Origin of the sequence: Pseudomonas japonica, from assembly GCF_013522925.1 — a bacterium.
Lineage (GTDB): Bacteria > Pseudomonadota > Gammaproteobacteria > Pseudomonadales > Pseudomonadaceae > Aquipseudomonas > Aquipseudomonas japonica_A.
Genome location: NZ_JAAMQU010000020.1, coordinates 17,431 through 34,781 on the forward strand (window position 1 = coordinate 17,431; position 17,351 = coordinate 34,781).

Below are 17,351 nucleotides of genomic sequence, written 5' to 3' on the forward strand. Positions count from 1 at the left end.
GGCGCACGCGGGCTCACGGTTACCTGGCTTTTTCTTCAGCCAGCTTGTGCTCGAGGTAGTGAATGTTCACGCCACCCTTGCAGAAGCCTTCGTCGCGGGTCAGGTCCCGGTGCAGCGGGATGTTGGTCTTGATGCCATCAACCACGATTTCATCCAGGGCATTGCGCATGCGCGCCATGGCTTCGTCACGGTCCTTGCCGTACGTGATCAGCTTGCCGATCAGCGAATCGTAGTTCGGCGGCACTGCGTAGCCACTGTACAGGTGGGAATCGACGCGAACGCCGTTGCCGCCCGGGGCATGGAAGTGCTTGACCGTGCCTGGGCTTGGAATGAACGTGCGCGGATCTTCAGCGTTGATCCGGCATTCCAGCGAGTGGCCACGGATAACGACGTCGTCCTGGGTGAATGACAGCTTGTTGCCTGCGGCAATGCTGAGCATTTCCTTCACGATGTCGATGCCGGTGACCATTTCCGAAACCGGGTGCTCCACCTGAACACGGGTGTTCATTTCGATGAAGTAGAAACGGCCGTCCTCGTACAGGAACTCGAAGGTGCCAGCGCCACGGTAGCCGATCTCGATACAGGCTTTCACACAGCGGGCCAGTACTTCCTCGCGCGCGGCCTCGTCGATGCCCGGTGCCGGTGCTTCTTCGAGTACCTTCTGGTGGCGGCGCTGCAGCGAGCAGTCGCGGTCACCCAGGTGCACGGCATGACCCTGGCCGTCGGACAGTACCTGCACTTCCACGTGGCGTGGGTTGGTCAGGAACTTCTCGAGGTAGACCATCGGGTTGCCGAACGCGGTACCGGCTTCGGTACGGGTCAGCTTCGCCGACGAGATCAGGTCTTCTTCCTTGTGCACCACGCGCATGCCGCGGCCACCGCCGCCGCCTGCCGCCTTGATGATCACCGGGTAACCCACTTCGCGGCCGATCCGCAGCGCTTCGGCTTCATCTTCCGGCAGCGGGCCGTCGGAGCCAGGCACGGTCGGTACGCCGGCGCGCTTCATGGCGTCCTTGGCCGATACCTTGTCGCCCATCAGGCGAATGGTGTCAGCTTTGGGGCCGATAAAGGCGAAGCCGGATTTCTCGACCTGCTCGGCAAAGTCGGCGTTCTCCGCCAGGAACCCGTAACCCGGGTGGATGGCGGTGGCGCCGGTCACTTCGGCGGCGGCGATGATCGCCGGGATATGCAGGTAGGACTTTGCCGCGGGCGCAGGCCCGATGCACACCGACTCGTCGGCCAGGCCAAGGTGCATCAGCTCACGGTCGGCGGTCGAGTACACCGCCACGGTCTTGATCCCCAGTTCCTTGCAGGCGCGAAGGATGCGAAGGGCGATCTCGCCGCGGTTGGCGATCAGAACTTTTTCCAACATCGGAGGCTCTCCGCGGTTCAAACGATGGTGAACAGCGGCTGGTCGAACTCAACCGGCTGCCCGTCTTCCACCAAGATGGACTCGATGACGCCACTGGTCTCGGCTTCGATGTGATTCATCATTTTCATGGCTTCGACGATGCAAAGGGTGTCGCCCTTTTTCACGGTCTGGCCCACTTCAGCGAAGTTTGGCGAGGTCGGCGATGGCTTGCGGTAGAAGGTGCCGACCATCGGCGAGCGGGCCACGGTGCCGTTGAGCTTTGGCGCGGCAGGGGCTGCTTCGGCTGCCGGGGCGGCAACGGGAGCGGCTACCGGAGCGGGAGCGGCTGCCATGGGCGGCGCGGCATAGAACTGCTGCGCAGGTGCCTTGCTGTGGCGGCTGATACGAACGGACTCTTCGCCTTCCTTGATTTCCAGCTCGTCGATGCCGGACTCTTCCAGCAGCTCGATCAGTTTCTTGACTTTACGAATATCCATGAACTTCAACTCCCGCATGGGTCAGGGGTTTTAAGGCAAAAGGGTTCAGGTGATCCTGAATGGCCTGGCAGCCCGGTCGGTTGACATCGGCACTGTTGGCCGCAAGCCCGCCCGCAAGCCATAGGCGCGCGGGAGGCGAATACGTATGTCCTTGATCGCGCATCGGTAATGGCGCATCAGAGTGTGGGATGCTCACCGGCGACGCCGCGTCACTTCTCAACATGGCGTCCACAATATCGAAGCCACGAAGCGCATCGACAGGCGTGCAGGCAATACCACCATCGACAGACCCTTTCAAAGGTTCTTCTAATCATGTGCGGGGCCGACTATGCCCAATCAGCGCCCGGCTGTCCAGTTTGCCGAAGCTGCCAGCACGATTGCCGAGAATGCCGACATTTATTTGACCACTGGGCCGAATCCGGTCATGGAGTGTGACAACGGGCCTTTATCCGGGGAGGCGCGAGAGAAATCCTGCAAGATCGACTTCACCGACTATTCGGGCCGGCAGCACTTCGTTGCCCGCGGCATTGAAGAACTGGATCACAGGCGGGCCGAACAGACCGTACTGATCGAGTAGCGCACGTTGCGCCGGGTCGCTGGCGGTGATGTCAAAGCGGATCTTGCGATAACTGGCTAGCCTGGTTTGGGCTGCGGGTTGGCTCAGCACTTCCCGCTCTATCACCTTGCAGCTGATGCACCAGTCGGCGTACCAGTCGACAACGGCAGGGCTACCGGCCGCTGCAGCGTCGGCCAAGGCGCGTTGAAGGTCCGAGACCTGCGTAACGGTCTGCCAGCTGTCCGCCTTCGTGCCCACCTGTTGTACAGGGGCGGCGCCAGCGAGGGGCCGTAGTAGATCGCTGTTGCCGGAAAACGCGCCGGCCCAGCAGGCAAGGCCATAACAGAAACACAGCAGCCCCAGCAGTTGGCGCAGTTGCGCAATTGCTCCTTTGTGAGGAACGAAGCTCAACGCACCGAGGAACAGCCCGGTACCAACGCTAAGTATGCCGACCAGCATCAAGGTGGCTGCCCCGGGCAGCACGCGGCTGAGCAGGGCGATTGCCAAGCCTAGCAGCAGTACGCCGATGGCGTTCTTTACGGTCACCAGCCACGGGCCGCTTTTGGGCAGCCAGGCCGCGCCGCCCGCGCCCACCACTACCAGCGGAGCGCCCATCCCCAGCCCAAGGGCAAGCAGTTTCAAAGCCCCGCCCAGCGCGTCGCCACTGGTGCTGATATACAACAGGGCGCCTGCCAATGGAGCCGACACACAGGGAGAAACCAGCAGGCTGGAGAGTATGCCCAGCGCTGCGGCCCCTAGCAGCGAACCGCCCTGGGCGCGGCCCGCCAGGCGGTCAAGGCGGTCGCTTAGCCCACGCGGAAGGCGCAGCTCGAAGGCACCGAACATGGCCACTGCGAACGCCGCGAAGAACAGTGAGAACGGCACCAGCACCCATGCGGACTGCAACCGTGCCTGAAGGTTGAGGCCGGCGCCGAACAGGCCCATCAGCGCGCCCAGCAAGGCGAAGCAGATGGCCATGGGAAGTACATAGGCTAATGACAAACTCAGGCCGCGCAACCCGCCCACCTGCCCCCGCAACACTACTCCGGAGAGAATCGGCAGCATCGGCAATACGCAGGGTGTGAAGGTCAAACCCAGGCCGGCCAAAAAGAACAGCGCCAGTTCGCGCCAGGTCCAGTGGCCGCCTGAGCGAGGGGAGGCGGCCTCGGCTGCATTGTTTGCCACACCGGGAATGGCCAGCCGTTCGGTTTCAGGGGGGTAGCACAAGCCTTTGTCGGCGCAGCCCTGGTACGTCACTACCAGCGTAAAAGGGGCGTTGGCGCTGGCGGGGCGAGGGAGGTCGACATCCAGAATATTGTGGTAGACCTCCACGTCACCGAAATACTCGTCGTGCTTGCGCTCCCCGCTTGGCAAGCGAGGTTCGCCCAGGCTGACGGCGGGTTCGGTGTGAAACTGCAGCCTATGCCGATAGAGGTAATACCCCTCTGCCGCGACAAAGCGTAACCGGATGGCCCCGTCAGGGCCGCCTACCTGGCTGAGCTGGAAGGCTTCTCGCACTGGCAGGAACTGTTCGCCACCTGTGGCAGGGCTGCCCAGTACCGCGTTTGGCCGCCCGCCAAGGAGGTCGGCATGCGCGGGCAGGGCGATCATGAACAGGAGGGCGAACAGCAACTGGCGCATGGCAGTCTCAAATCGGAAATTCGAGCGGCATGATAACCATGTGGCGATTCCTGGCCGAACCCCAGATGTTACTAAATCAGTAAATACCTGAAGCGGTATACGCCACTACCCGGTTTCGGCCCTGCTGCTTGGCTTGATACAAGGCGGCGTCGGCACGGGACGCCAGCGAATGCCCCCGCATGCCGGCTTGCAGCGTTGCCAGCCCCGCGCTGAACGTGCAGCGGATATCCTGGGGCTGGGCGGGGTACTGGATTGCGGCGAACCGCTGCCGAATGTCTTCGAGCACGCCCAGCGCCGCCTGGCCCGTGGTGCCAGGCATCACGATAGCGAACTCTTCTCCGCCGTAACGTCCGATCAGGTCACTCGCGCGCAGGCGTTGCTTGAGAAACAAAGACAGGCTCTTGATCACGCGGTCGCCCATCGGATGGCCATAACAATCGTTGATGCGTTTGAAGTGGTCCAGGTCGAGCATCGCAAACGTCAGCGGCCTGCCCTCGCGCTCGGCCCGGGCGCAACTGTCCTCGAGCTCGCTCAGAATATGAGTGTGGTTGTACAGCCCGGTCAGGCTGTCGCGCACCATCCGTGCCCGCAGGCTTCGGGCGCGCCCTGCGCGGTTGCGCACTACCGTCACCAGTTGGCGGGAGCGGATAGGCTTGGTGAGGAAGTCATCGCCGGCTTCGCTCATGGCATCGAGCTGCTTGTCGGTGTCGCCCTCGGCGGAGAGGTAAATGATCGGTACGCTTACGTAGCGTTCATTCTGGCGAATTGCCTGCGCCAACTCGGTGCCGGTGCAACCCGGCATGTACATGTCGAGAATGATCAGGTCAGGCTGAAAATCGGCCAGGGCCGCCATGGTATCGAGTGGATCGGTCAGGCATCGCGTGACCATGCCGACGTTCTTCAGCATGCGCTCGGTGTGCATCACCTGGGCCCGCGAGTCGTCGATGATGAGCACCCTGAACGGCTGCCATGGGCCCTCGTTGAGCAAAGGCTCCAGGGTTTCCAACACGTTCCAGGCTTCGAGCGGCCCACTGATGAAGGCACGGCCACCCGCCTTCACGGCGGCCAGCCGAGTACGGGTATCCGCTGCGAGGGGGCTGTGGAAAACCAGCGGGATCGAAGGGTAGGCATCGGCCTGAAGCATCGACGCCAGTTCAAGCCCGGAGCCGGTGCCTTTGAAATCCACGTCCAGGAGGATCGCCGCCGGTGGGTATTCACGCAAACTCGAGTGCAGGGCAGCAATACTGTCCAGCGCCTGAGCGGTGCAACCGAAGAATTCCAACTGCCGAGCCAGGCGTTGGCTCGCTTCGGCATCCTTGAGCATCAAGGCCACCGGGTGCCGCGCAGGGGGGAGTTCGGCCATGGCCGCGGGATCGTCCAGCGTGCGAAGGCCGGTGGTCGCCAGCCGCTGCATGATCTCGTTGATGCGGCCCAGCGATGGGCTGTCCAGCCTGCCACCGTCAAGCGTGACGGTTGCGAGAGCGTCCCGGGCTTCTATTGCCAGTGACAAATGCGGGCCATGTTCGTACCGTTCTGCAAAGCGCTGCCAGCGGAGCACGGCATCGTCGAGCTGCACCTGAACCTGACGGGTCCATAGTTGATATTGCGAGCGCTGCCAAAACTGCAGCACGTCGCGCGCCTGATGCACCACGCGCTGCGCAAAATGCAGGCGCATCGGGTGCTCGCTGGCGGGTTCTATAGGGCTCATGGACCGGTGATCGGGAAGAGTAGTGGCTCTATGCTAGCAGCGTTTTGGATCTGAAACTGTGTCGCACGTCGTAAAACCGCCGCCATTGGTCTGGCGATCTGGTGGGTGTCTTTGGTACCACGGCTTCCCTTATAGTGAGCATGCCGTGGCGTGGCCCGCCCAATCGGTTGCCCGGTAGCCGGCACCATAGCGAGCCGGCGCGGTCGAATCGTTGACCCGAAAGCCTGAAGGACAGCCCGATGCTCGATTGGAAGAAACGCACCAACACGCCTGAGTCACCTGCGGCGTCCGCAGCCGGGACCCATGCCGGGCCCGCGCCCAAGGGATACTGGCCGAGCCTGCTGCTGAGCCGGGCGGTGATCGGGTTAGTCGCGATCTATCTTCTGGTGGCGCTGATACTGGGGATCTACTGGAGCCGCGAGCCCGACCTGTTCTCGGTGCAGCAGAACGCCCAAGACGCGATCCAGCGCGAAAACCGCCAGATGGTGGTGGGCTATACCACGGTAGAAACCCTCGAAAAGGTTGCCAGCACCCTGCTGACCAAGCCGGGCGGCTACCTCTCCAATGACCGCCTGCCGCCGGGCGTGTGGCTGGATAACATGCCCAGCTGGGAATACGGCGTACTGGTGCAGGTGCGTGACCTGAGCCGTGCCTTGCGCAAGGATTTCGCCCGCTCGCAGTCGCAATCCACCGAAGACGGCGACCTCGCCCGCGCCGAGCCGCGGTTCAACTTCGACAACAAGAGCTGGGTGCTGCCTTCGAGCGAGTCGGAGTTTCAGGAGGGGTTGAAGTCGCTGAACAATTACCAGCGCCGCCTGACCGACCCTAATCCGAACGCCTTCTTCTATGCGCGCGCCGATAACCTCAACAACTGGCTGGGGGATGTGTCCACTCGCCTGGGTTCACTGTCCCAGCGCTTGTCTGCCAGTGTCGGGCGGGTGAAGCTCGATACCACGGTCAAGGTCGAAACCTTCGCCCCGGGCAGCGCCCCGCAACTCGAAGAGCAGTTCGTGGAAACGCCATGGCTGCAGATCGACAATGTGTTCTATGAAGCCCGCGGTGAGGCCTGGGCACTGTCGCATCTGCTGCGCGCCATCGAAGTGGACTTCGCCGACGTGCTGGCCAAGAAAAACGCCACGGTCAGCGTGCGCCAGATCATTCGTGAACTGGAGGCATCGCAGGAGCCGCTGTGGAGCCCCGTAGTGCTCAACGGCAGCGGTTTCGGGATCTTCGCCAACCATTCGTTGGTGATGGCGAACTACATTTCCCGCGCCAACGCTGCGGTACTTGACCTTCGTCAGCTGTTGTCCCAGGGGTGAGTGCCGGCGAGCGGTATTCCCCGTCCGAAGCTGCCCATCGAGCAGCGTCGGACAGGGAGTCGATTGCCTGGGTTGATGAGCAGGATCAACTGCTTGGCAGTTTGCCCCGGGCCGTGCTGCGCGAGCGCGGCCTGATCGGGCGCGGCACGTTCATTCTTGTGTTCGACAGCCAGGGCAGGCTGTGCGCTCAGCAGCGAACTCTGAGCAAGGCGGTATATCCGGGGTATTGGGATGCTGCGGCGGGCGGCATGGTGCAGGCTGATGAAAGCTATGCGTTGTCCGCCCAGCGTGAATTGGCCGAGGAGCTGGGAATCACTGACGTACCGCTACAGGAACACGGGCGATTCTTCTTTGACGCACCGGGCAATCGGCTCTGGTGTGGCGTGTTTTCTGCCGTGTGGGATGGCCCGTTGCGGCCTCAGCCCGAGGAGATTGCGCAGGTGTGTTTCCTGAGCCCCGATGAGCTCGTGCAACGCTGCGCCAACGAGCCATGGTGCCCGGATTCACTTGAGGCGTTGCGCCGTTATTTTCCCCGATTTGCCGGTTAGCGGGGGTGTGAAGCAGCCAATGTTCGCCAGATGATTCGACAGGCCGACGAATTTCTGCAATTTGCTCGGCAGCAGCCCTTAGCACGCGGCGTTTTTGCCGTTAAACTGCGCGACCTTTTCGTCCTCCCCCTGAGGATTGCCATGGCCAAGAAAGCTACCTCCTTCGCCTCCCTGGGCGGCCTTGTGTATTCAACCGATAGCGGCCGCCACTGCCCCGATTGCGGCAAGCCGGTGGACGAATGCGTGTGCAGCAAGGCCGTGATTCCCGAAGGGGATGGCATCGCCAGGGTGCGGCGCGAAAGCAAGGGGCGTGGCGGCAAGACCGTGACCACGATCACCGGCGTACCTTTGCCGCTGGAGGCGCTCAAGGAACTGGCCAGCACCCTGAAACGCCGCTGCGGCACAGGGGGTGCCCTCAAAGACGGGATCATCGAGATCCAGGGGGATCACGTCGAGCTGCTGCTCGGCGAGCTGATCCGGCAAGGCTTCAAGGCGAAGAAGTCCGGCGGCTGAGGCCGCTTCTTTCTAAACTCGGCGCCGTGGCTGGGGTCTACCCCGGCAGGTGTCGCTACCACCTTTTTCCACTCTCCTGGCGGGTCACATACCCGCTGGGCTGGATTCATTACAGGGGACCTCGATGTCCGTACGACGCACTCGCAAAGACGATGGCAGCCAATGGACCGTTGCGGATAGCCGCGGTGTTTACGGGATCCGGCATTGGGGCGCGGGTTATTTCGCGATCAACGAAGCCGGCCGCGTGGAAGTGCGGCCCAATGGGCCCGAGAGCCCGGCCATCGACTTGTTCGAGCAAGTGCAGCAGCTGCGCAAGAGTGGGCTGTCGCTGCCATTGCTCGTGCGTTTCCCGGACATTCTTCAGCACCGTGTGCGGCAGCTGACCGGCGCCTTCGACGCCAACATCGAGCGGCTGGAATACCAGAACCGTTACACCGCGCTGTACCCGATCAAGGTGAATCAGCAGGAAGCCGTGGTGGAGAACATCATCGCCACCAAGGACGTGTCCATCGGCCTGGAAGCGGGCTCCAAGCCTGAGCTGATGGCCGTGCTGGCGCTGGCGCCCAAGGGCGGCACCATCGTGTGCAACGGTTACAAGGACCGTGAGTTCATCCGCCTGGCGCTGATTGGCCAGAAGCTCGGCCACAATGTATTCATCGTGATCGAGAAGGAATCCGAGGTTCAGCTGGTCATCGAAGAAGCCGCTGAAGTGAAGGTCAAGCCGCAGATTGGCCTGCGCGTGCGGTTGTCTTCCCTGGCGTCGAGCAAGTGGGCAGACACCGGCGGGGAGAAGTCCAAGTTCGGGCTGTCCGCAGCTCAGCTGATTTCGGTGGTGGAGCGCTTCCGCGAAGCGGGCCTGGAGCAGGGCATTCGCTTGCTGCACTTCCATATGGGCTCGCAGATCGCCAACCTGGCCGACTATCAGCACGGCTTCAAGGAAGCGATCCGCTATTACGGCGAGCTGCGTAACCTCGGCCTGCCGGTGGACCATATCGACGTGGGCGGTGGCTTGGGCGTGGACTACGACGGTACCCATTCGCGCAATGCCAGCTCCATCAACTACGACATGGACGACTATGCTGGCGTAGTGGTGGGCATGCTCAAGGAGTTCTGCAACGCTCAGAACCTCCCGCACCCGCACATTTTCTCGGAAAGCGGCCGCTCGCTCACGGCGCACCACGCCATGCTGGTGGTGCAGGTCACCGACGTGGAGCGCCACAACGACGAAATCCCGGAGCTGCCGGACCGCGACACCCTGCCCGAAACGCTGCAGTGGCTGGCGGACCTCCTGGGCCCGACCGACCCGGAAATGGTCACCGAAATCTACTGGCGCGCTACCCACTACATCGGTGACATAGCCGCCCAGTACGCCGACGGCAAGGTAACCCTGGCGCAGAAAGCCCTGGCCGAGCAGTGCTACTTCGCGGTGTGCCGCAAGCTGCATAACGCGCTGAAGGCGCGCCAGCGCAGCCACCGGGCTATCCTCGACGAGCTCAACGACAAGCTCGCGGACAAGTACATCTGCAACTTCTCGGTGTTCCAGAGCCTGCCAGACACTTGGGCCATCGGCCAGGTACTGCCGATCCTGCCGTTGCAGCGGCTGGACGAAGAGCCCGTGCGGCGCGCGGTACTGCAGGATCTGACCTGCGACTCCGACGGCAAGATCAAGCAATACGTGGACGAGCAAAGCATCGAGACCAGCCTGCCGGTTCATCCGGTCGCCCGGGGCGAAGATTACCTGCTCGGGGTGTTCCTGGTGGGGGCCTACCAGGAGATTCTGGGGGACATGCACAACCTGTTCGGCGACACCGACTCGGTGAACATCTACCAGACCGCCAGCGGCAGCGTGTATCACGCGGGTATCGAAACCCATGACACCATCGAGGACATGCTGCGCTACGTGCACCTGTCGCCCGAGGAGCTGATGACGCACTACCGCGACAAGGTGGCCAGCGCGAAAATCAGCCCGCGTGAGCGTACGGTGTTCCTGGACGCGCTGCGCCTGGGGCTTACCCGATCGTCCTACCTGGCGTCCTGAGTCACCCATCGGTTCTGGCGCGCCAGCCGCAGGGCAATGTACCCCAGGGTCATTGCCCTCAACGCCATGAAGGCCAGGAAACTCAGCCATAACCCCTGGTTGCCCCAGCCCCGGGTCAACCAGGCGATCGGCAGCGCCAGCGCAAGGCTGGCAAGCATGCCGTCGCGCATCTCCCGCGCTCGGGTAGCCCCGATGAACAGTCCATCGAGCAGGTAGCTCCATACTGCGATCAGTGGAAGTACTGCCAGGTAAGGCAAGTATTCGCCGGCAGTGGCTTGTACGCCGGGAATATCCGTTTGCAGCCGAACGAACACCTCTCCGAACGCGCCGAAGAACACCACGAATACCATGCTGGCCAGCAACGACCAGCCAGCGGAGACTACCAGCGAGCGCCGCAACTCTCGCCGATTCCCCGCGCCTATCGCATGCCCGCACAAGGCTTCCACGGCGTGGGCCAGCCCATCCAGCGCGTGGGCGGTGAGCAGCAGGCCATTGAGCAGCAGGGCATTGGCGGCCACGGTGGCATCGCCCAGGCGAGCACCTTGTACCGTAATCAGGAAGAACACGGCCTGAAGCGCAAGGCTGCGAATGAAGATGTCCCGGTTCACGCTCAGCAGCGGGCGCCAGTTGGCCCACTGGCGCAGGCGGGCCCATGGAACCTGCCCGGCGTTGGCGCGCAGTGCCGGGCGGGCCAGTGCCAGGCCCAGCGCCAGTGCAACCCACTCCGAAATCACCGAAGCTTTGGCCGAACCGACCACGCCCCAGCCCAGCCCAAGTACGAACCACAGGTTGAGCACGATATTCAGCGCGTTTGTGAGCAGCAGCATGGCAAGCGGCGCCCGGGCGTTCTGGGTTCCCAGGAACCATCCCACGAGGGCAAAGCCACCCAGCGCGGCGGGCAGGCCGAGCAAGCGAACGTGGAAAAACGCGAGGGTGCTGCCTTCCAGTTCGGCCGATGGCGACATCCAGCTCAGCGCCAACCGGCTGAACGGGACCGCCAACAGCCATAGCAACAACGAGAAACCCGCGGCCAGCATAAGCCCTTGTGCCAGCACCTGGCGTAACCCGTCGCCATCGCCACGCCCGGCGGCTTGAGCGGCAAAGCCCGTGGCGCCCATACGCAGGAAGCCGAACGCCCATGCCAACAGGCTGAACAAGCTGGCGCCTACAGCCACAGCGCCCAATTGGTGGGCATGAGGCAGGTGGCCGATGACTGCGGTATCAACCAAAGCCACCAGCGGCACGGAGAGATTGGAAAGGATCATCGGCGCCGCAAGGGCCCACACCCGGCGGTGAGTAGGGCGATGCCGCCAGTCTTGCAGGAAAGGAATCATTGTTGGACAGCCGGTGGCGGTACGCGATTGCAATACGGGGGCGCCACCATAGCCCAAAGCCGCTTGAGAGGGCTAATGGATGATCCAGCTCAACAGCCACAGGCCGAGGATCGCCCAGATGATCCCGAGCACGATCGACGCCCGCATGAAAGCTCGCACGGCGGAATAGAGCAAAATCAGGCCCAGTATCAGCGCGATGATGCTAATCAGGGAGGAGTCCATGCCGAGTGTGCGGGACAGGCCCTCGATGAAGTTTCCACCTGCATGGGCAAGGGTGCCGAAGATCCAGTCAAGGCCATCGACGATAAAGCGGATGACCGCGCCGAGCGCCTGGCCCAGCCATTCGAAAAAGCCGTCTACCTGCATGGTGTGCATCCAGTGGCCGGCGTGTGCCGGGGTTCGTGGCGTTGGTCAGCGCGCACGCCCCGGAGGTTCCCCTGCCGCCTCGCTTTCATCCCGCTCTTGAGCAACGCAACCAGGCTTACCGCACCCAGGTAAGTGCGGCGAGAAAACCCATCAGCAGAAACGGCGCCAGGGGCGGTGCGAGGGAAGCGTCGGGTGCAAGGTTTGCCAGACGGGCGCGTAGCTTGCGGTCGAGCTGAATCCATACCCGTCGACCAAACATCAGCCAGGCCAGCCCTACCACCAGTGCCGCGCCAAGCGTACCTAGCCAGTGCAGGCGATCCGTGGCCAACGCAAGGGTGCCCAGCAGCTTGACCTCTGCGTCGGTCAGCCGACCGGCCCAGTACGCGGGGAGGGTAAGGGCCATGCTGAGTGCCAGGGCGAATGCACCTTCGCTCGCGCTTGCGCCCAGCCAGGTGTGGCCGGTGGAAAAGAGGTACCACAAGGCAAAGCAGCCGCCGCCAAGGGTGAGGCTGTCATCGATGTGCCGCTGGCGAAGGTGCTGTTCGGCACAAAGGGTGAACCAGATCAGTAATACCAGGCATTGCATCTGCACATTACTTCCCTTCAGCGCCACTTCCATGCCGGAACTCCCTCCGGCCGCCCGCTTTCCTTCTGCAAAGTGCAGCCCCGAAACGGCTTCGCGTCAAGGCTGCCTACCGATTATGGAGGCGATGAAGTACAGAAAGGTTTCACCGGGGTGGGTACTGTTGCAGCAACTGAGCCACGGCTTTGCGCAGGCTTTCGGCCCGCTGTGAGGGGCTGGCATTGTCGTCGGCCAGGATGCGTTCCTGGCTGGCGCGCCACACCAACTTGCCGTCGCGGCCATCCAGCAGGTCCAGTTGCAAGGTAGCGACCTTGTAGTCCACGTTGCGGGTCTCGTTCCACCCCGGGCTCATCCATGGCCCGCCCCAGCCCGGGCCCCAGGGGCCGCCGTAACTGGTGGTTATCTGCTCGCGCCGGTTGTCCACGATCAGCCACGCCTGAACCTTCAGGTCGGGCGAACTGCTTTGCGCCGGGCGCAGGCCGCGCTGATCAAGCTGCTCGGCCACGGCCTGGCGCAGGCGTTGCTCGGTAAGGTCGCTGCGAATGCGCGGGTCGTCCGGCCGATATTGCAACGCGGGCTCTTGCCAGGCCCAGCTTCGATAAGCTGCAAAGTCGCGGCTGGTATCGTAGTCGCGGTTCGGGCTGGCGCTTTGACAACCCGAAAGCACCAAGGCCAGGGCGCCGGAAAGCAAAAGTTGAGCACGCATAGAGAACCTCCAAAGGATCAGCTTGGGGGAAAGGTCGACAGGGCTCGGCCAAGCGCGACGCGCAGGGCATCGGTACGCTGGCTTTCAGAACCCTGCGCCGACGTATCCGCAGCGGCGTTCCAGACCTCTTGCCCGGTGATGCCATCGAACAGATGCACCCGAACGACCATCACCTGTATCTCGTAGGTACGCACGATCGGTGGCCCACCGTAGTAGCCGTAAGGTCCATAACCCCGATAGCCGGGCCCATAACCCCCGCCGTAACCCCCGCCATAACCATAGTCGTCCTGCACCTGCTGCAGGCGCCGTTCCTGGCGCAGTTCAACAGCCACGCGAAGGTCGGCCGGGGTGGAACGGGCAGGGCGCAGGCCGCGCTGATCAAGGCCAGCACTTACCGCCTCGGCGATTTGTTCTGGCGCTGCCCAAGGTGTGCCTGCGGGCAGGCGATCGTTTACCCATGCCCAGCTGCGATAACGTGCGTAATCCCGTGGCGCGGCAGGGTAGGCGCTGGCGTCGATGGCTTGCGCGGCAAGTGGCGGCGCGGGGGGTAGCGGCAGTGAACTGGCAACATACGGGTTAGGCGCCTGGCAGGCGGCCAGGCCCAGGCAACACAGTAGCGCGGCAATGTGGCATCGCATGGTGCTCTCCAAGGCGATTACGCCCGTTCAGCGGGGCCTGCAAATCCAGTGAAGGTAGCGCCCCAGGCCCGCAAAGGCCGGATGGCGTCGGTATTCCAGTTCCATGGCCAACAAGTCCTCGAGGCCGGCCTTGGCTTGGAAATCCGCTGGCATGTAGTCGTGAAACACCCGCACCCCGCTACGGCTTTCGACTCGCCAGGCGGTGGCGAGTTGCGCGTCCAGCGTGCGCGGATCGAGCGGCGTCTGGGGGGTGAGGCTTTGTTTCTCGCCAGCGAGGGTATCTTGCCGAAGTTTGCGAAAGTGCCCCTTCAACAAGTTGCGGTACACCAGCGCATCGCGGTTGTAAAACGCCAGCGACAGCCAGCCACCAGGCGCTACCCACTGCTCGAGCGCTGGAAAAATCGCGCCGGGGTCGGCCAGCCACTCGAGCACCGCGTGGCAAACCACCAGGTCATAGGGTTGGGTGGTGAGGGAGGATAGCTCCTGCCAGGAGGCCTGAACAAACGTACCCTCCAGCCCTTCTTCAGCGAAACGCTCTCTGGCGCCTTCCAGCATGGGGGCCGCAGGCTCGGCGAGCGTGACGTCATGCCCTTGCGCCGCCAGCCAGCTACCCATGTGGCCCAGCCCCGCGCCTACGTCCAGTACGCGCAGCCGTCGCTGTGGCAGGGCTTCGAGCAGATCGGCCTGGAGCACAGCGAGCCGGATGGCGCCTTTGGCCCCGCCATATATCTTGTTGGCGAAGCGGGCAGCGAGGGCGTCGAAATGGCGATCCTTCATCGGGCGAACCGCGCTTCGCTGTGCGCCAGCTTGGCCCGCACCACGTCATCCATGTTCAGCCCCAGCTCACTGCACAGCAACAGCAGGTACAGCACTACGTCACCGATCTCCTGGCCGGCGTGCGCCAACTGTTCGGGAGCGAGGGTGCGCGACTGCTCTTCGGTCAGCCATTGGAAGATCTCCACCAGCTCGGCCATTTCCACGCTGGCAGCCATGGCAAGGTTTTTCGGGCTGTGAAAGGGCTTCCACTGGTTGGTGTCGCGGATGCGATGCAGGCGCTCGGTCAGTTCTTGCAGGTTCATGGGCCACTCCTAAAGGCCCATAGCTTCATCGGGCGCGGGGCAGGAATCAAGCGCGCAGCAAGGTTGCAGCCGATGAAACCACCAGCAGCACCGCCAGCGCGCGGTTCATCCAGCGCACGCGGGCAGGGCTGCCCAGCCACCGGGCTGCGGCAACGCCCATTACTGCCCAGCTGCCAAGGCAGGGCAACGCCACGAGGAAAAAGACCAGGCACAGTTGCTCCAGCGACTGGCCATTGGCAGTGAACACGCTGATGACCGCGAGTGCCATAAGCCACGACTTGGGGTTCACCCATTGCAACAGCAGGGCACCCAGCAGCCCCATTTCGCGTGTGTTCTCGGCAGCTGCGGCGCTCAACGAAACGATGGGAGCGGTGAAGATCTGCCACGCCAGCCACAGCATCCAGCACAGACCCAGCGCTGTCATCACAGGGCGCACCCCCGGGACCAGCAGCAGGGCAGTACCGGCCCCGGTGCCGGCGGCCCACACCACCATCGCCGCGCCCGCGCCGGCACCCACGATGATGGGCACGCAGGCCCGCCAGCCGCGGCGGGCACCGGTACTGAGCACGATCAGGTTGGTAGGGCCTGGCGTAATGGACGCAACAAATGCAAAGAGGATAAACGCAAGCATGGGCAACCCTGCGACAGGAATGGATGCCCATAGTGTGAAAGGTGGTAAGGGGTGGGTCTTGAAGGTGCGTGCAGCCTAAAAGGGCCGGTTGGCGACGTGCTGCTGGTAAGCGCCCGGGCTGATGCCATAGGCGCGACGGAACCAGCGGCCGAGGTGGCTTTGATCGGCGAACCCCAGCCGGGCGGCGACATCGATGGGCGCGACACCCGCGGCCAGCAGCCTACGGGCGCGGCTCAACCGCAACTGGATAAGCCAGGCGTGCGGCGCCAGGCCATAGGTGGCCTTGAATGCCCGAGTGAGGCGGAAGCGGTCGGTGCCACACACAAGTGCGAGGGTTTCCAGGCTGATGTCTTGCTCATGGTGAGCCATCAGGTAGTCGCGTGCGCGCCGGGCCACTGCCGGCGCGCGTGGGTCGCCCTGGCAATGCCGCTGCCAGCGTACTTGCCGGGCAAGGCATTCGAGCAGGCCGTCCAGGGCGGCGTCGCGCACCAGCCGTACTTCGTTCTGATGTAAGGCGTTGAAGGCAAATACCGTGGCCCGGGCGAGGGCGGGGTCGTTGTGCAGTACCGCGCCAATACCGGGCATACCGCTGCCGGGAAGGTCGCCGAACAGGCCGCCCAGCGCACGTTCGAGCCAAGCTGGTTGCAGGTACAGCATGCGGTAGGTGAAACCGTCCGGGCTGGGTGCATCGCCATCGTGTATGTCGCCGGGCTCCAGCATGAATACCTGGCCCGGGGTGCTGTCGTGGCGTGCGCGGCGGCTGTTGAAACGCTGCACCCCCTGCTCGGTGAACCCGATCAGGTAGGTATCGTGCCAGTGTGGGTCGTAGGCATGCGCATGCCCCTGAAAATGGGCATGCAGGGTTTCGATACCGGTGTCCCGGTCCTGGGCGAGGTTGATCCAGTTGCTCATGGTTGCCAAGGTAGTAGCGGCCGGCGTTCAGTAATCCACACCCGGCCACGGTTGGCTAGAAGGTTTGTGCAGCAGGCGGCGGCGCCCATTCGCCTTGCAGGTAGACGGTACCGTCCCGGCCAGCCAGTTGGAACTGCCCGCTCGAGCCTGGGGCGGTTGCGCTTAACAAGGCCTCGCCGGGCAGTGGCAGCGGCTTTTCGAACGCCACACGGATATCCAGAGGGGCTGCCGGCAGGTGCCCTTCAAGGGCGGCCAGTGCGCGGGCTTCACTCCACATGCCGGGGGCGATGGCCTGGTCGAAGCCGAACAGGCGGGCGGTCACGCCCGCAAGGTGGATGGGGTTGAGGTCGCCGGCTACGCGTGCATAGCGCAGGCCAACGTCCCTGCCCACGGGCCATTGGGTCACGGCCTCCATCGGGGCAGGTGAAGCGGGGACGAGCTCGGCGTCCGGCACGCCTTCAAGGTGCAGGTCGCGGCACAACAACAGGCTGCGTTCCTCCCACAGCATGCCCAAGGCGTCGTCTATCTGGGTAACCAGCGTAAACGTTGCGCCCTGTGAGTGGGCTTGCAGTTGTTCCACGTGCACGCTTGCACACACCCGAGTAACCCCTCCCAGAGGGCGCAGGATCCGGATGTCGTTACGCAACTGCACCAGCCCGAGGAGCGGCAACGGGAAGTCCGGGTCTGTGAGCAAGGCCAGCTGCAGGCTGAACGCCAATACGTGAGGGTACGTGGGCGGTAGCAGGGCGCTGTCAGCGTAGCCGCACAGGGTTCGGTAGGCGGCCAGTTTGCGCGGATTGGGTTCGAGCCAGGCTCGCAACCCCTGGTTGGGCAACTGCTGGCCAGTCACCTTGTTTCGGCGTAGCGCCGCACGGCTGTAGAGCGTGGCGGCAGGAGGAGGGCTATCGAGTAGTTGCCAGGAAAGGGTCAT

At 63.5% G+C, this 17,351-nt stretch carries 18 protein-coding genes; 4 read left to right on the forward strand and 14 right to left on the reverse strand.

Features of this window, described 5'->3' with window-relative positions:
- Positions 1-19: 19 nt before the first annotated feature.
- The 4 genes from accC to G7016_RS22985 all read right to left on the reverse strand — a co-directional run bounded on the left by accC (position 20) and on the right by G7016_RS22985 (position 5,753).
- Entirely contained in the window at positions 20-1,372 is a 1,353-nt protein-coding gene (gene accC, locus G7016_RS22970) for an acetyl-CoA carboxylase biotin carboxylase subunit (protein ID WP_181118043.1), read from the reverse strand.
- 17 nt (positions 1,373-1,389) lie between these two features.
- Positions 1,390-1,848: an acetyl-CoA carboxylase biotin carboxyl carrier protein gene (accB, locus tag G7016_RS22975; RefSeq protein ID WP_181118045.1), complete on the reverse strand. Its 459-nt coding sequence runs from the start codon at positions 1,846-1,848 to the stop codon at positions 1,390-1,392.
- A 445-nt stretch (positions 1,849-2,293) separates the two neighbouring features.
- Positions 2,294-4,045, reverse strand: a complete 1,752-nt coding sequence (gene dsbD / locus G7016_RS22980; RefSeq protein WP_181118047.1) for a protein-disulfide reductase DsbD — start codon at positions 4,043-4,045, stop codon at positions 2,294-2,296.
- A gap of 76 nt (positions 4,046-4,121) precedes the next feature.
- Complete coding sequence (locus G7016_RS22985; protein ID WP_181118049.1) at positions 4,122-5,753, reverse strand: diguanylate cyclase; 1,632 nt, start codon at positions 5,751-5,753, stop codon at positions 4,122-4,124.
- A gap of 239 nt (positions 5,754-5,992) precedes the next feature.
- On the opposite strand from G7016_RS22985, the gene G7016_RS22990 reads away from it, so the two are divergent.
- The 4 genes from G7016_RS22990 (at position 5,993) to speA (ending at position 10,171) form a co-directional block, all read left to right on the forward strand.
- Positions 5,993-7,072 carry a DUF2333 family protein gene (locus G7016_RS22990; RefSeq protein WP_181118051.1) on the forward strand — a complete coding sequence of 360 codons (1,080 nt, stop codon included), beginning with the start codon at positions 5,993-5,995 and terminating at the stop codon, positions 7,070-7,072.
- Positions 7,069-7,620, forward strand: a complete 552-nt coding sequence (gene yfcD / locus G7016_RS22995) for an NUDIX hydrolase YfcD (RefSeq protein ID WP_181118053.1) — start codon at positions 7,069-7,071, stop codon at positions 7,618-7,620. Before G7016_RS22990 ends, yfcD begins: the two co-directional genes overlap by 4 nt.
- A 141-nt stretch (positions 7,621-7,761) precedes the next feature.
- Positions 7,762-8,133, forward strand: a complete 372-nt coding sequence (locus G7016_RS23000) for a translation initiation factor Sui1 (protein ID WP_181118108.1) — start codon at positions 7,762-7,764, stop codon at positions 8,131-8,133.
- Between the two features lie 124 nt (positions 8,134-8,257).
- On the forward strand, positions 8,258-10,171 hold the full coding sequence (gene speA / locus G7016_RS23005) for an arginine decarboxylase (RefSeq protein WP_181118055.1): 1,914 nt from the start codon (positions 8,258-8,260) through the stop codon (positions 10,169-10,171).
- Here the strand turns inward: speA and G7016_RS23010 are convergent.
- The 10 genes from G7016_RS23010 to G7016_RS23055 form a co-directional block, all read right to left on the reverse strand.
- Positions 10,156-11,505, reverse strand: coding sequence for an MATE family efflux transporter (locus G7016_RS23010; RefSeq protein ID WP_181118057.1), 1,350 nt, complete (start codon positions 11,503-11,505; stop codon positions 10,156-10,158). The genes speA and G7016_RS23010 overlap by 16 nt on opposite strands.
- A gap of 72 nt (positions 11,506-11,577) precedes the next feature.
- Positions 11,578-11,871 (reverse strand): hypothetical protein, encoded by a 294-nt coding sequence (locus G7016_RS23015; RefSeq protein WP_181118058.1) that lies wholly within the window; start codon positions 11,869-11,871, stop codon positions 11,578-11,580.
- A 115-nt stretch (positions 11,872-11,986) separates the two neighbouring features.
- On the reverse strand, positions 11,987-12,490 hold the full coding sequence (locus G7016_RS23020; protein WP_308812207.1) for a prepilin peptidase: 504 nt from the start codon (positions 12,488-12,490) through the stop codon (positions 11,987-11,989).
- 109 nt (positions 12,491-12,599) lie between these two features.
- Positions 12,600-13,160, reverse strand: coding sequence for a DUF4136 domain-containing protein (locus tag G7016_RS23025; RefSeq protein ID WP_181118060.1), 561 nt, complete (start codon positions 13,158-13,160; stop codon positions 12,600-12,602).
- A gap of 17 nt (positions 13,161-13,177) precedes the next feature.
- Positions 13,178-13,798, reverse strand: a complete 621-nt coding sequence (locus tag G7016_RS23030; protein ID WP_181118061.1) for a DUF4136 domain-containing protein — start codon at positions 13,796-13,798, stop codon at positions 13,178-13,180.
- Positions 13,799-13,825: 27 nt separating this feature from the next.
- Positions 13,826-14,575 (reverse strand): methyltransferase domain-containing protein, encoded by a 750-nt coding sequence (locus tag G7016_RS23035; protein WP_181118062.1) that lies wholly within the window; start codon positions 14,573-14,575, stop codon positions 13,826-13,828.
- The gene (locus G7016_RS23040) at positions 14,572-14,877 is read right to left on the reverse strand and encodes a MazG-like family protein (RefSeq protein WP_181118064.1); all 306 of its coding nucleotides are present in this window, start codon (positions 14,875-14,877) and stop codon (positions 14,572-14,574) included. Before G7016_RS23040 ends, G7016_RS23035 begins: the two co-directional genes overlap by 4 nt.
- 46 nt (positions 14,878-14,923) lie before the next feature.
- Entirely contained in the window at positions 14,924-15,508 is a 585-nt protein-coding gene (locus tag G7016_RS23045) for a LysE family translocator (protein ID WP_181118066.1), read from the reverse strand.
- Between the two features lie 75 nt (positions 15,509-15,583).
- A complete protein-coding gene (locus G7016_RS23050) occupies positions 15,584-16,420 on the reverse strand; it encodes an AraC family transcriptional regulator (RefSeq protein WP_181118068.1) in 837 nt (278 codons plus the stop codon).
- 55 nt (positions 16,421-16,475) lie between these two features.
- Positions 16,476-17,351: a MaoC/PaaZ C-terminal domain-containing protein gene (locus G7016_RS23055; protein WP_181118070.1), complete on the reverse strand. Its 876-nt coding sequence runs from the start codon at positions 17,349-17,351 to the stop codon at positions 16,476-16,478.

What these genes read in the sequence shown, in the direction of transcription:
- G7016_RS23035 (WP_181118062.1), bottom strand. Translation starts at nt 14,575, where the DNA reads ATGAAGGATCGCCATTTCGACGCCCTCGCTGCCCGCTTCGCCAACAAG.
- accC (WP_181118043.1), bottom strand. Translation starts at nt 1,372, where the DNA reads ATGTTGGAAAAAGTTCTGATCGCCAACCGCGGCGAGATCGCCCTTCGC.
- dsbD (WP_181118047.1), bottom strand. Translation starts at nt 4,045, where the DNA reads ATGCGCCAGTTGCTGTTCGCCCTCCTGTTCATGATCGCCCTGCCCGCG.
- G7016_RS23015 (WP_181118058.1), bottom strand. Translation starts at nt 11,871, where the DNA reads ATGCAGGTAGACGGCTTTTTCGAATGGCTGGGCCAGGCGCTCGGCGCG.
- G7016_RS23020 (WP_308812207.1), bottom strand. Translation starts at nt 12,490, where the DNA reads ATGGAAGTGGCGCTGAAGGGAAGTAATGTGCAGATGCAATGCCTGGTA.
- G7016_RS23025 (WP_181118060.1), bottom strand. Translation starts at nt 13,160, where the DNA reads ATGCGTGCTCAACTTTTGCTTTCCGGCGCCCTGGCCTTGGTGCTTTCG.
- G7016_RS23050 (WP_181118068.1), bottom strand. Translation starts at nt 16,420, where the DNA reads ATGAGCAACTGGATCAACCTCGCCCAGGACCGGGACACCGGTATCGAA.
- G7016_RS23030 (WP_181118061.1), bottom strand. Translation starts at nt 13,798, where the DNA reads ATGCGATGCCACATTGCCGCGCTACTGTGTTGCCTGGGCCTGGCCGCC.
- G7016_RS23040 (WP_181118064.1), bottom strand. Translation starts at nt 14,877, where the DNA reads ATGAACCTGCAAGAACTGACCGAGCGCCTGCATCGCATCCGCGACACC.
- G7016_RS22985 (WP_181118049.1), bottom strand. Translation starts at nt 5,753, where the DNA reads ATGAGCCCTATAGAACCCGCCAGCGAGCACCCGATGCGCCTGCATTTT.
- G7016_RS23010 (WP_181118057.1), bottom strand. Translation starts at nt 11,505, where the DNA reads ATGATTCCTTTCCTGCAAGACTGGCGGCATCGCCCTACTCACCGCCGG.
- G7016_RS23000 (WP_181118108.1), top strand. Translation starts at nt 7,762, where the DNA reads ATGGCCAAGAAAGCTACCTCCTTCGCCTCCCTGGGCGGCCTTGTGTAT.
- G7016_RS23045 (WP_181118066.1), bottom strand. Translation starts at nt 15,508, where the DNA reads ATGCTTGCGTTTATCCTCTTTGCATTTGTTGCGTCCATTACGCCAGGC.
- speA (WP_181118055.1), top strand. Translation starts at nt 8,258, where the DNA reads ATGTCCGTACGACGCACTCGCAAAGACGATGGCAGCCAATGGACCGTT.
- G7016_RS23055 (WP_181118070.1), bottom strand. Translation starts at nt 17,351, where the DNA reads ATGACCCTTTCCTGGCAACTACTCGATAGCCCTCCTCCTGCCGCCACG.
- accB (WP_181118045.1), bottom strand. Translation starts at nt 1,848, where the DNA reads ATGGATATTCGTAAAGTCAAGAAACTGATCGAGCTGCTGGAAGAGTCC.
- G7016_RS22990 (WP_181118051.1), top strand. Translation starts at nt 5,993, where the DNA reads ATGCTCGATTGGAAGAAACGCACCAACACGCCTGAGTCACCTGCGGCG.